The 12,906-nt window shown below is 37.4% G+C and carries 17 protein-coding genes; 15 read left to right on the plus strand and 2 right to left on the minus strand.

What is annotated here, in order from left to right:
• Window position 1 precedes the first annotated feature (1 nt).
• The 11 genes from AC59HC_RS21915 (at window position 2) to AC59HC_RS21965 (ending at window position 8,889) form a co-directional block, all read left to right on the plus strand.
• Window positions 2-604 (plus strand): anthranilate synthase component II, encoded by a 603-nt coding sequence (locus AC59HC_RS21915; protein WP_496559356.1) that lies wholly within the window; start codon window positions 2-4, stop codon window positions 602-604.
• Window positions 605-645: 41 nt separating this feature from the next.
• Window positions 646-1,632, plus strand: a complete 987-nt coding sequence (gene trpD, locus AC59HC_RS21920) for an anthranilate phosphoribosyltransferase (RefSeq protein WP_496559357.1) — start codon at window positions 646-648, stop codon at window positions 1,630-1,632.
• Between the two features lie 59 nt (window positions 1,633-1,691).
• Window positions 1,692-2,465 (plus strand): indole-3-glycerol phosphate synthase TrpC, encoded by a 774-nt coding sequence (trpC, locus tag AC59HC_RS21925; RefSeq protein WP_496559358.1) that lies wholly within the window; start codon window positions 1,692-1,694, stop codon window positions 2,463-2,465.
• 11 nt (window positions 2,466-2,476) lie between these two features.
• Window positions 2,477-3,175, plus strand: coding sequence for a phosphoribosylanthranilate isomerase (locus tag AC59HC_RS21930; protein WP_496559359.1), 699 nt, complete (start codon window positions 2,477-2,479; stop codon window positions 3,173-3,175).
• A gap of 19 nt (window positions 3,176-3,194) precedes the next feature.
• Complete coding sequence (locus tag AC59HC_RS21935; protein WP_395972998.1) at window positions 3,195-3,704, plus strand: hypothetical protein; 510 nt, start codon at window positions 3,195-3,197, stop codon at window positions 3,702-3,704.
• On the plus strand, window positions 3,701-4,246 hold the full coding sequence (locus tag AC59HC_RS21940) for a GNAT family N-acetyltransferase (RefSeq protein WP_496559360.1): 546 nt from the start codon (window positions 3,701-3,703) through the stop codon (window positions 4,244-4,246). The genes AC59HC_RS21935 and AC59HC_RS21940 overlap by 4 nt, the downstream gene beginning before the upstream one ends.
• A 3-nt stretch (window positions 4,247-4,249) precedes the next feature.
• A complete protein-coding gene (gene trpB, locus AC59HC_RS21945; RefSeq protein ID WP_202844096.1) occupies window positions 4,250-5,434 on the plus strand; it encodes a tryptophan synthase subunit beta in 1,185 nt (394 codons plus the stop codon).
• A 62-nt stretch (window positions 5,435-5,496) separates the two neighbouring features.
• On the plus strand, window positions 5,497-6,255 hold the full coding sequence (gene trpA, locus AC59HC_RS21950; RefSeq protein WP_227943968.1) for a tryptophan synthase subunit alpha: 759 nt from the start codon (window positions 5,497-5,499) through the stop codon (window positions 6,253-6,255).
• Window positions 6,256-6,286: 31 nt separating this feature from the next.
• Window positions 6,287-7,015 (plus strand): lipoyl(octanoyl) transferase LipB, encoded by a 729-nt coding sequence (lipB, locus tag AC59HC_RS21955; protein WP_110009434.1) that lies wholly within the window; start codon window positions 6,287-6,289, stop codon window positions 7,013-7,015.
• Window positions 7,016-7,548: 533 nt separating this feature from the next.
• Entirely contained in the window at window positions 7,549-8,508 is a 960-nt protein-coding gene (locus tag AC59HC_RS21960) for a protein-glutamine glutaminase (protein WP_110009435.1), read from the plus strand.
• A 105-nt stretch (window positions 8,509-8,613) separates the two neighbouring features.
• Entirely contained in the window at window positions 8,614-8,889 is a 276-nt protein-coding gene (locus tag AC59HC_RS21965; protein WP_496559361.1) for a hypothetical protein, read from the plus strand.
• A 6-nt stretch (window positions 8,890-8,895) separates the two neighbouring features.
• Here AC59HC_RS21965 and AC59HC_RS21970 read toward each other — a convergent pair whose 3' ends face one another.
• Window positions 8,896-9,648, minus strand: a complete 753-nt coding sequence (locus tag AC59HC_RS21970) for an SDR family oxidoreductase (protein WP_496559362.1) — start codon at window positions 9,646-9,648, stop codon at window positions 8,896-8,898.
• A 235-nt stretch (window positions 9,649-9,883) separates the two neighbouring features.
• Here AC59HC_RS21970 and AC59HC_RS21975 point away from each other — a divergent pair, with 235 nt between their 5' ends.
• The 4 genes from AC59HC_RS21975 (at window position 9,884) to AC59HC_RS21990 (ending at window position 12,036) form a co-directional block, all read left to right on the plus strand.
• A complete protein-coding gene (locus AC59HC_RS21975) occupies window positions 9,884-10,516 on the plus strand; it encodes an NAD(P)H-dependent oxidoreductase (protein WP_202844103.1) in 633 nt (210 codons plus the stop codon).
• 32 nt (window positions 10,517-10,548) lie between these two features.
• Window positions 10,549-10,986: a MarR family winged helix-turn-helix transcriptional regulator gene (locus AC59HC_RS21980; RefSeq protein ID WP_062670961.1), complete on the plus strand. Its 438-nt coding sequence runs from the start codon at window positions 10,549-10,551 to the stop codon at window positions 10,984-10,986.
• A complete protein-coding gene (locus tag AC59HC_RS21985) occupies window positions 10,983-11,408 on the plus strand; it encodes an organic hydroperoxide resistance protein (RefSeq protein WP_496559363.1) in 426 nt (141 codons plus the stop codon). Before AC59HC_RS21980 ends, AC59HC_RS21985 begins: the two co-directional genes overlap by 4 nt.
• A gap of 193 nt (window positions 11,409-11,601) precedes the next feature.
• Window positions 11,602-12,036 (plus strand): hypothetical protein, encoded by a 435-nt coding sequence (locus tag AC59HC_RS21990; protein ID WP_123278017.1) that lies wholly within the window; start codon window positions 11,602-11,604, stop codon window positions 12,034-12,036.
• Window positions 12,037-12,119: 83 nt separating this feature from the next.
• On the opposite strand, the gene AC59HC_RS21995 is transcribed toward AC59HC_RS21990, so the two are convergent.
• A complete protein-coding gene (locus tag AC59HC_RS21995; protein ID WP_137904154.1) occupies window positions 12,120-12,755 on the minus strand; it encodes a peptide deformylase in 636 nt (211 codons plus the stop codon).
• Window positions 12,756-12,906 lie beyond the last annotated feature (151 nt).

Consider the following 12,906-nt stretch of genomic DNA (forward strand, 5'->3'; position numbering starts at 1 on the left):
AATGAACAGCAATATAAACACTCAGCAGACGCCACTTAAAGTTCTCGTTTTCGACAATTACGACAGCTTTACCTATAACCTTGTTCAGATTATTGAAAGAATTCTGAACCAAAGAGTAGATGTGGTAAGAAACGATGAAATTACCCTTGAAGAGATTGGAAAATACGACAAAATCATCCTTTCTCCCGGTCCCGGAATTCCTGAAGAAGCAGGTATTTTATTAGACCTTATTAAAGAATACGCTCCTTCAAAAAGTATCCTTGGAGTATGTCTCGGACAGCAGGCCATAGCTGAAGCTTTCGGAGGAAGTCTTATTAACCTTTCTGAAATTTTCCATGGAGTAGCCACCACTACTGAAATAGTAAAAGAAAATACTAAAGTTTTCAAAGATCTGCAATCAGGATTGGAAGTAGGAAGATACCACAGCTGGGCAGTCAATCCGGAAGGTTTTCCGGAAGAACTGGAAATCACAGCTGTAGATAAAGACGGAATGATCATGGCTTTGCAGCACAAAACCTATGATGTACACGGAGTACAGTTTCACCCTGAAAGCATTTTAACACCGGAAGGAGAAGTAATCATTAAAAACTTTCTGTTGTCATGAAAACCTTAGAAAGTCCTTCAACAACCATAAAAATACCACAAATGAAAGAAATACTTCAATACCTGTTCAACCATAATACGCTTTCAAAATCTGAAGCGAAGGCTACCATGATTGAGATTGCACAGAATAAATTCAACGCTGCGGAAGTGACTGCTTTTATCAGTGTTTTCCTGATGCGGAATATCACCTTGAAAGAGCTGGAAGGTTTCAGAGAAGCATTGTTACAAATGGCTGTTCCTGTAAACATCGATGCCAGTGATGCGATTGATATTGTAGGAACAGGAGGTGATGGAAAAGACACCATCAATATCTCAACCCTGGCCAGTTTTGTAGTAGCCGGAGCCGGACAAAAGGTAACAAAGCATGGAAATTACGGAGCTTCCACCACCACAGGTTCATCGAATGTACTGGAAGAACTGGGATATCAGTTTAAAAACAGCTCAGAGCAATTGAATGAAGATCTTGAAAGGGCAAACATCTGCTTTTTGCATGCTCCCTATTTTCATCCTGCGCTGCAATCTGTCGGATTATTAAGAAAGTCGCTGGGATTGAGGACATTCTTTAACCTTTTGGGTCCATTGGTAAATCCGGCAAAACCAAAATTTTCCATGATTGGAGTTTATAATCTGGAAATTGCAAGAATCTATCAGTATCTTCTTCAAAAGGAAGCACGTGAATTTATTCTGGTGCATGGTCTTGACGGATATGATGAAATAAGTCTTACCGGCGACAGCAAAATCATCACCAAAAACGGAGAAGAAATTTATTCTGCAGAAGATTTAGGTTTCAATCCGGTAACGCTGGAAGATATTAAAGCAGGAAACTCCATTCGGGAAACGGCAAAAATATTTATGAATATTCTGGAAGGAAACGGTACAGAACAGCAGAACTCAGTAATTCTTGCCAACGCTTCAGCCGCACTTTACAACACCCATAAATTCGGGACCTACGATAACTGTCTTCTCATGGCTGATGAAAGTCTGCAAAGCGGAAAAGCATTGAATAGTTTTAATCTTTTGATCCAATAAGATTCACCATTCACTTGCAAAGCAAAATTCACTATTGACTACATTACAGACACAAAAAAATGACTATACTGGATAAAATTATTGAACGGAAAAAAGAGGAGGTTGCTGCTGCAAAATTGCGCATTTCCCTTGACCGGTTAAAAGACACCTCTTTCTTTGGAAGACCAACCTATTCACTGAAAGAATCCATCAACAATAAAAGCGGAATTATCGCTGAGTTTAAGAGACAATCTCCTTCAAAAGGGATCATCAATAATAATGTACAGCCTTTGGAGGTAGTTTCTGCTTACGAAAATTTTGGAGCCAGCGGAATTTCAATCCTGACTGATCATGATTTTTTCGGAGGAAATTTAAATGATGTTATGGATGTAAGAAATGAGATTACCATTCCGATTCTGCGAAAAGATTTTATGATTGATGAATATCAGTTTTATGAAGCCAAAAGTATTGGAGCTGATGTAGTATTACTGATCGCTTCATGTCTTTCACCAGCTCAGGTACAGGAATTTACCGAATTAGCTCACCAACTGAAATTGGAGGTCTTACTGGAAATTCATACAGAAGATGAACTGAAACATTTCAATTCAGAAATTGATTTGGTAGGAATTAATAACAGAAACCTTAAAGATTTTAAAGTGGATCTTCAGCATTCCGTTCAGCTAAAAAACCAGCTTCCAAAAGAAGTTTTATCTGTTGCAGAAAGTGGTATTTACAGCCTTGAAGATTTTCAGTTTTTAAAAGAAAAAGGATTTGACGGTTTCCTGATGGGCGAATATTTCATGAAAAATACAGATCCTGCCAAAGCTTTTGAAGAATTCGCTTCTCAAATTTAAACTCAATAACAATGAACCTGCAACCTACAACCTCAAACCTGCCACCTCAACTCAAAGTCTGCGGTCTTACAAAACCGGACCAGATTCAGGAACTGATTGCTATGAAAACAGATTTTCTCGGTTTTATCTTCTACGAAAAATCGCCGAGATATGTTTTGAATCATCTGAGTCTGAAAGAGATCTCAACCATTGATCACCAGGGAAAAGTGGGCGTTTTTGTTAATGAAGAAGCAGATATCATTGTAAAGATCGTTCAGTCTGCAGATTTGAATTTTGTACAGCTTCATGGTGATGAAAATAACGATTTTATTGCTGAATTAAGACAAAAGCTGAATCCGGAAGTTGGTATTATTAAAGTCATCAGAATAGGAAACAATGCAACTGAAAATAAAATTAATATAACGCAGGCTTTTAACTTTCAACCGACAACCTGCAACCTGCAACCTATCACCTACTACCTGTTCGATACTGACAGCAAAGCCTTTGGCGGAACGGGACAACAATTTGACTGGAATATTCTGAATGAACTTGAGATTCCACTGCCCTACTTTCTAAGCGGCGGAATTTCTGAAGATAATATCTGTGATGTAAAAACATTGAAGCAACAGCCTTTCGCTTTGGATATCAATTCAAAGTTTGAAACAGAACCCGGCAGTAAAAATATTGACAGCATAAAAAAGTTTAAAACTTTATATCAGCAAAATAAATAACACATAAAAACACACAAGGATGAATATACATTTGCTCAAAAAGACATTTTACAAAACCTTATTTCCCCCTAAATTCGGGAATGAAAAAATCCAGAATCTGTATCACTTTGTTTCACAGAACGACAGCAATACAGAACATTGGGAAGCGGGTGGATTATTGTCCGATTTCATTTGTATTATTAAAGATTTTGAAGAAAGTGATATCCAGTATTTTTTTGAAAGAATCAGCTTATGGAACAGCTATTATCTGGTGATTATTTCAGATAAATTTCTGGAAACTCATGTCAGATCAAGTATAAAATATGACTTAGGATTAATTTATGCCAAAATATTCCTGTTATATGAGGATTCCGATCCTTATTTTCTGATTGACAACCTTGAAATTGCCATTACCATGTATCAGTCGAAAATAGATAAAGCAACCTTAATTGACTTAATGCATAAAATAGAATTATTATATTATAAAAAGCTGATTACCAAACAGCAGTACGATTACCATCTCACATTTATTAATAGTTTGAACCCATGAAATATCACGTAAAAGAAACGAAAGATTTAACAGAAGCCGAAATAAAACACATCCTGGAACTTTGGGATATTTCTGCATGGAACACCATGAAATCATCCTACTTCCGCTCTTTTTTTAAAGACTCAGAATTTCATTTTCTGATGGATACGGATGAAAATATACTGACGGTTATGCGGGTGAATTTTGATTTTACCTTAAAAATAGCAGACAATGAGTATTCCTTTGCGGAGGTGGTAGGACTTGTCTCTGCTCATAAAAAGAAAGGATATGGAGAAGCGCTGGTTCGTCATTTCAAAGAAAATGCCATACATAGAAATCTGGAGGCGATAGGTTTCTGTCATTCAGATCTTCGTCCTTTTTATGAAAAGTGTGACATCGAAATTCTTCATGATAAAGCCAGAATGATCAAAGAAAGTGTCGGCCCGGAGTGGGTAAATTCTGAAGATGATGATATTTTGATTTTTCATACCTCGCAGAAAAGAAAAGAGCTGCTCAACTGGCTGAGTTCACAAAACAATGCTTATTTAATAACTAAAGAATAAAAAATGAATTATAAAAACCCCGATGAAAACGGATATTATGGAGAGTTTGGAGGTGCTTTTATCCCCGAAATGCTCTATCCTAATGTAGAAGAACTGCAAAAAAACTATCTCGAAATCATAGAGTCTGAAGATTTTCAGGCCGAGTATCAGGATTTGCTGAAAAACTATGTTGGGCGGGCCACTCCTTTATATTTTGCTAAAAATTTAAGTCAGAAATACAAGACTCAGATCTATCTGAAACGGGAAGATCTCAACCATACCGGAGCTCATAAAATCAATAATGCCCTGGGCCAGGTTTTATTAGCGAAACGTCTTGGAAAAACCAGGATTATTGCAGAAACCGGAGCCGGACAGCATGGCGTTGCTACCGCTACAGCATGTGCTTTACTGGGTTTGGAATGCATCGTCTATATGGGAGAAATTGATATCCAGAGACAGGCTCCCAATGTAGCGAGAATGAAAATGCTGGGAGCAGAAGTAGTGGCTGCCACTTCAGGTTCAAAAACCCTGAAAGATGCAGTAAATGAAGCATTAAGAGACTGGATCAACAATCCTGTGACGACTCATTATGTGATTGGAAGTGTAGTGGGACCTCATCCTTTTCCGGATCTTGTAGCACGATTCCAGAGTATTATTTCAAAGGAAATCAAAGAACAGCTGAAAGAGAAAATCGGAAGAGAAAATCCGGATTATGTGATTGCCTGTGTGGGCGGAGGAAGCAATGCTGCCGGAACTTTCTATCATTTTGTTGAAGAAAAAGAGGTGAAAATCATTGCTGCTGAAGCCGGAGGGCTGGGTGTAGATTCCGGAAAATCGGCTGCTACGACTTTCCTGGGAACGCTTGGTGTTCTTCACGGAAGCAAAAGTCTTGTGATGCAGACAGCAGACGGCCAGGTTATTGAGCCCCACTCAATTTCTGCCGGACTGGATTACCCGGGAATCGGGCCTTTTCACGCGCATTTATTTAAAGAAAAAAGAGCTGAATTCTTTAGCATTAATGATGATGAAGCTTTGAAATGTGCCTTTGAGTTAACCAGACTGGAAGGAATTATCCCTGCACTGGAAAGTTCTCACGCACTGGCTGTTCTGGATAAGAAGAAATTTAATGAAAATGATGTTGTGGTCATTTGCCTGAGCGGCCGTGGAGATAAGGATATGGAAACGTATCTTAAAGAAATTAGAAGTTAGATACTGGAAATTAGTAAGTATTACCTAATAACAAGTATTCACCTTCTAACTTCTACCCTCTAATTTCTAACCTCTATAATAAAAAAATGAAAAAACTAAATATATATTTCACAGCAGGAATTCCACAACTGGAAGATACCGCTGATATTATACAACTGATTCAGGATTCCGGGGCTGATATGATCGAAATCGGAATGCCTTATTCTGATCCTGTAGCAGACGGCCCTGTCATCCAGAAAGCTCACGAACTGGCTTTACAAAACGGAATGACGATCGAAAAACTGTTATCTCAGCTAAAAGCCATCAAAGACAAAATCAACATTCCAATTATCCTGATGGGATATATCAATCCGGTATTGAGTTTCGGATTTGAGAAATTCTGTGCGGCTTGTGCGGAAAGTGGTGTTTCAGGATTGATCCTACCCGATCTTCCTCCTATTGAGTTTGAGAAAAATTATCAGTCAATATTAAAACAATACAATCTTAATTTCACTTTCCTTGTAACACCGGAGACCTCTGATGAAAGGATGATCTATCTGGATTCTTTAAGTTCAGGCTTTCTCTATGCAGTAAGCTCTTCTTCTACCACAGGAAATGAAAATGCAGTTGTAAAAAATGAGAACTACCTTTCCAGGGTAGCTTCCCTTCCTCTAAAAAATCCGGTAATGATCGGATTCGGGATTAAAACGAAAGAAGACTTCGAAAATGTAACGGAAAAAGCGGATGGCGGCATCATTGGAACTGCTTTCGTAAATATTTTACTTCAGGATAGAGACTGGAAGAAGAATGCCATAGATTTTATCCATTCCATAAAAGGGTAAAATTCACTAAATTTGTATATCAAAAATTGAAATGAATACAAATCAAAATAAAGCAGTAGAATTTGAAGATTTAGGAATCAAAGAATATCAGCCAGCCTGGGATTATCAGGAGCAACTGATGAAAAACATCATTGATACCAAAATAAAAAACAGAGACCTTCCTGCGGAACAGCATAGTATTACTCCCAACCACCTTCTTTTCGTAGAGCATCCTCACGTGTATACGTTAGGAAAAAGCGGACATGAAGAAAATATGCTTGCCGGTATTGATAAGCTGAAAGAAATTGAGGCTACCTTCGTGAAAGTAAACCGCGGTGGAGATATTACCTATCATGGTTACGGACAAGTTGTAGGTTATCCTATTCTGGATCTTGAAAACTTTTTCACTGATATTCATTTATATATGAGGAATCTGGAAGAAGTGATCATCAGAACCATTGCCGAATATGGTATTAAAGGAGAACGTTCCCCGGGAGAAACCGGAGTATGGCTGGATGTAGGAAAACCTTACGCCAGAAAAATGTGTGCTATGGGAGTAAAAGCTTCCCGTTGGGTAACTCTTCACGGCTTTGCACTGAATGTAAATACGGATATGCGTTATTTTGAATATATCATTCCATGTGGGATCAAAGATAAGCAGGTTACTTCGTTAAAAAGAGAGCTTGAAAGAGAACTGACACCTGAAGAAATGGAAGAACTGAAAGCAAAGATCAGGAAGCATTTCGCAGACGTTTTCCAGGCAGAATTGATTTACAAATAGTCAAGTTTACTTACAATAAAATAAGCCCGGTTTCAATCGTTGAACCCGGGCTTTTAGTTTGATGATAATGTTATTTTTCCACAATGTTTGTAATTCCGCAGGATCCATACCTCAAAATCTATTTTAAAATTCTTCTTGCTTTTCAGAATTCTACTATTATTGAGACTTTTTTTAGATTTAATCCGTATTACATAGTTTAGATTCCTACGGAATGGACAAAGTATAAATAGACTTATCTTATTGAAAAACATTTGTATGTCAGGAATAAACTATCCATCCACCTTGTCCATTCCGTAGGAATCCAGATCTCGAAATTCTATTTTAAAATTTTCTATGTTTCAAAATTCTACTATTAAAAACCTAAGGTTTTTTAGTTGTTTTCAATATTATAAAATCAATAAAACAATAGAATAATATATTTTTTCAAAAAAAATCTTGCATATATTTTAATTTTTATTACTTTTAATGTCACAAATAAGTGAACTATCATAATTAAAATGTTCACTGAAAACTAACCACAAAATATAAAAACTATGAAAAAATTTCTGTTATCCATGATGGTATTCGTGACGGTACTGTCAGTGAATTCCTGCTCAGATTCAGCTGCCAACCAGGATCCTAATCTTGTAGCCAAGGAGTCTAATGAAATTGCAATGAAAGATTTCGGCAAAACTGTTCCGGTAGGGATTGAAAAAGAAGATGGAAAATTTAAAATCTCATTTATGGTTACTGCACAGCCGTATGAAATTGCGGACAGTAAAGAGAATGCAGGTTATATTTCCATGATCAGACAGGCTGTTGAAAACGAAACTCCTGTTCATGTTTTCCTTAAAGCTAATACCAATAAAATTGCAAAAGTAGAAAAAGCAACTGCTGATGACATCCGTTATTTCAAATCGGTATTCAACAAAGAAGAAAGAGGAGAAAGTAACAAGGCAGTAAGTGTTATTCCTAATCTTGCTACATTAAACAGTCTTTTTACCCAGATCAAAAACCAGGCTTGTGGAACTTCTACGGCATCTTCACCATGTATCACATTCAGATATCCGGTGGATGGATGCTATGCAAGAGCCCACAAAATGAGACAGATCCTTTTGAATGCAGGCTATGATTGCGAAAAGCAATTCGTGTATGGTAACCTTAGAGCGTCTACCGGAACATGCTGCGTTTCATGGGTATATCACGTAGCCATTTTGGTAAGCTTCAAAAATGCATCAGGAATTGTTGAGAAAAGAATCATTGATCCGTCATTATTCTCCAGCGGACCGGTAACCGATTCTGCATGGAGAGCTGCTTGCACCAACACAAGCTGTGGGTCTGCTTCAGTATCTTCTTATGCCAATACTGCAGGAAACGTATACTACAGAAGTCCATCAGGATCTCTGTTATATGATAACAATTATGTAAATACCAACTGTGTATTGAACATATTCTCATCCCTTTCCGGATGTTCTCCTTCCCCTGCACCTAGTGTAGCGAGCTGTGGATTCTAACTAATTTATATAGAGCTCCTGCCGATATTTTGATATATTGCAGGAGCTTTTTACTTAATCCTTTTTATTATGAAAGCCTGGTCCTGTTTACTATTACTTTTTATTATGATTACATCGTGTTCCGGTAATTTCACTCCGCAGAATTTAACCTGGTACAATAATGCCACTATTTCCAACATCATGGAAGATCCTGATAAACCGGATGAAGTGGTGCGTGTCGCTATTGGAATCAGTGCACAGGTTTTTTATCTCTCTAAAAAATCACCGGAATATAAGAGCCTGATGGAAAAAGCGACCCAAAGCTTTAAAAAAGGTAAGGTCTATAATATTGGTATTGAAAATAAAACCAATATCATTAAAGAAATTAAAGAGGCCAAATAATCCGGATTATCTGATCACAGAAATTCCGGCATCCACTTTTATCTCCGCTCCATGGATATAGGACGCTTCTTCTGAAGCCAGAAACAGAACTACACTGGCTATTTCTGAAGGCTCTCCCTGTCTTTTAAAAGGAATTGTCGGAATAATATCATCAATAGCGCTTTCTATCTGCTCTCCGGTTAAACCTGTATTATTAAAAATATTGGTTTTGATATGTCCGGGACTTACTCCATTCACACGGATTCCACGTTCTGTAAGTTCTACAGCAAACGTTTTGATCATTGACTGCACTGCAGATTTGGCTGCAGAATACACCGAAAAATTAGGCATCGCAATCTCTGTTGCCACGGAAGTATTGAAAATAACGGAGCTTCCGCTTTTCATTAATGGCAACACCTGCTGTACCGTAAAAAACGGACCTTTCACCAGCATATTAAATAATTCGTCAAACTGATTTTCATCCACATATTCCACAGGTGCAAATCTTCCGTATCCTGCATTGGCAAAAACCAGATCAATATGTTCTGCATATTTTCTGATTTCATGCTGCAGCTTCATAAGGTCTTTCATATTTCCGGCATTGGAAACAATTCCAAAAGCCTTTTCTCCAAGTTTCTCTAAGGCAGTATTCACCGTTTCTTCACTTCTTCCGGTAATGATCACAGATCCTCCTTCTTCAATGAATTTCTGAGCGGTTGCCAAACCCATCCCATTGGTTCCTCCGGTAATTAAAGCGGTTTTGTTTTTAAATCTCTGCATTGTTTTAAGTTTAAAATTCTACGGCAAAGATTGGAATACTACGGCTTTGAAAAAATCCAGTTCTTGTGGAATTGAGTGGAAAGGCAAAAAGTTCATCAATAATTGTTATCAATAAAATCATTCAAAATTAAATTGTGCACAATTAAATTGGCTATATATTTGTATCGTTAATTGAGTCAGTTCAAAACTGACATTTAATCATCAATAAGGAGTTTAATTTAAAACAAAAAGAAAAATGTCATTAATAGAAAATCTAAACTGGAGACATGCTGTAAAAGCTTATGATCCGACCAAAAAAGTATCACAGGAAGACCTTAATACGATTTTAGAATCAGCAAGACTGGCTCCTACTTCATCGGGCTTACAACCGTTCAGAATTATTGTAGTGGAAAACCAGGAACTGAAAGAAAAAATGGTGGCGGGTGCATTAAACCCTGAAGTAATGAGAGATTCTTCTCACGTTTTGGTCTTTGCAGCATGGGACAGTTATTCTAATGAAAAAATTGACAAAGTTTACGATTATCATACGGATGTAAGGGATCTTCCAAGAGGCCGCTTCGGAAGCTATACCGATAAAATTAAAGAAATATACGGTGCGCAGACTCCTGAAGAGCATTTTGCCCACACTGCCCGCCAGACTTATATTGCCTTAGGAATTGCGCTTGCACAGGCTGCAGAACTTAAAATCGACAGTACTCCGGCGGAAGGATTCAGCAATGATGTTGTGGATGAAGTACTGGGACTAAGAGAACTGGGATTAAAAAGTGTAAGCCTTTTATACCTTGGATACCGCGACGAAGCTAATGACTGGCTTTCTACTATGAAAAAAGTCAGAATTCCAATGGATGAATTTATCATAAAAAAGTAATACCTTCATCGAATCTTTCGTACCCCCAAATTATGGAAAATCCGAAAACACCTAAACTGGAAAACCAGATTTGCTTCCCGTTGTATGTCATTGCCAAAGAGATTACAGGGCTTTACCGTCCTTTTCTTGATGAACTGGGCATTACCTATCCGCAATATCTTGTGATGATGATATTATGGGACGGTGACGGACTTACGGTAACCCATATCGGAGAAAAACTGTTTCTGGACAGTGGTACTTTGACCCCTCTTCTTAAAAGGCTGGAGTCTAAAGGATTTATTATCCGAAAAAGAAAAAAAGAGGACGAAAGAGTGGTTGAAGTATTTTTAGACGAAGCAGGAAAACAGCTTCAGCAAAAGGCTTGTGAAATTCCGGGAAAAATTCAGGAAAAACTGGGAATACAACCGGAAGAGCTTCTGCACCTTAAAGACACAGTCTTAAAAATATTAAACAAAATAGAAAATAAATGAAAACATTATATACCACTCAGGTCACTGCAAAAGGAGGAAGAAACGGACATGTGAAAAGTGAAAACGGAGTGCTGGATCTTGATGTAAGAATGCCAAAAGCTTTAGGAGGAGCCAATGATGATTTTGCTAATCCTGAAATGCTTTTTGCAGCGGGATATTCTGCCTGTTTCGACAGTGCTCTGAACAGAGTGATCAGTCTTTCTAAAGTAAAAACCGGAGAAACAACAGTCACTGCTCAGGTAAGCATAGGTCAGCTTGAGAATGGCGGCTTTGGATTGGCAGCAGAACTGGATGTCAATATTCCCGGAGTTTCTCTTGAAGAGGCACAGGCCTTGACAGAAAAAGCACACCAGATCTGTCCTTATTCTAATGCGACCAGAAATAATATGGAGGTGAAACTTTCAGTCACCAACAACGATTAATCCAATTTTTTTAAGCATAGTTATAACGAAAGGAGCTGTTTCCATGGAAACAGCTCCTTTTTATTTTTTTATTTTCCCGCTGATTTCAATGATGGCGCAGATCATTGAGGCTATTTTTTATGTATATAGTGTTTATGAATGTCATTCGTCATTTATAACTCAATATGATATTAAAATAGAGTAATTTTGTGTCATGGAAATCATTATAGATATTGTATGCCAGGTGTATGCAGGGCAAAAATCAAGAAAGACGATTGATCTTGTTCTGAACACATTCCTTCCCGGATATGAAAAATTAAATCTTGATTATACTTTCCCAAGGCACGACAAAGATTATATTTTTAAAACAGAAGACGAAATGATTGGTTATTTCATCGAAAATCCTGCCCTTGACCAAACTTTTTACTGGAATAAATATCATGATAATCCAGACAAAATAATGGTGGGTGCCAATATTACAGATGATGACAGGCTTATTATGAGCCTAACAATGGACACCACGGAAGAGAAAAGAGATATGTACTTCAATAAGCTAAAAGAAGTTTTACAATCAGATATCGGGGTAATTACCTATGTGTATCCCGCAGGTTATGAAGATGGAGAAGATTTCATTATAAAATATGGATAGAAAACAGAAATGTACTTAACCTTACAACAACTTTCTCATCATTCATCATTCATCATTCATCATTTATAATTTATAATTCATCATTACCTCCTATCTTTATTTACATCACTTTTCTGATAGGCATCTACCTTTTTATAGGAATCATTTTTCTCTTTTTCCTTTTTATCGGAAATCAGAATGCCGAAAAGATGGTCGATCTCATGCTGGAAAATCACCGCAGTAAAACCTTCTACAATTTCTGAATATTTCTGTCCTTTCAAATCCACATATTCCAGTTGGATAACTTTGCTTCTGTAGAACTGATCTCTGAAATCAGGAATAGATAAATCTCCTTCGGGACCAAGATTCTGCAGATCGGAACGCCATACAATGACCGGGTTAATAAAATATTCCAGCGGTGTTCCTTCCTTATCAAAACGCTGCACCCAGATAATCTTTCTGTTGATTCCTACTTGTGGGGCTGCAATACCTACTCCGCCATCTGTTGAAAGAAGAGATTCTTTCATCCTTTTTACCAGAACAGCGGTGTTAGGATCAAGAGGATCTGCTTCTGAAGAAATGTTCAGTAGGGTTTGGTGCTGATTATTATCCGTCGTCTGATAGATGGGTAACGCCGTGTTTACATCTCCCTGATTGATGATTGAAACTTCACTGGGGGTGAGTTTCTGAGCATTAAAAAATCCGGTAAAAAAGATCAGCAGGATGGGGATTTTTTTCATATGTTTTTGAATCTGATACAAAGGTAAATATTGTGGTGTAAAAATAATTTATTTAGCAATGAATTTTAAGTTCTGGCTCCTATGTTTGCAAAAGAATAAATTTACATACAAAGCAAAAGGGGTGAGAGAACAGTTTTGGCTAAATAACTCA

Source organism: Chryseobacterium sp. DZ-32 (assembly GCF_059587025.1).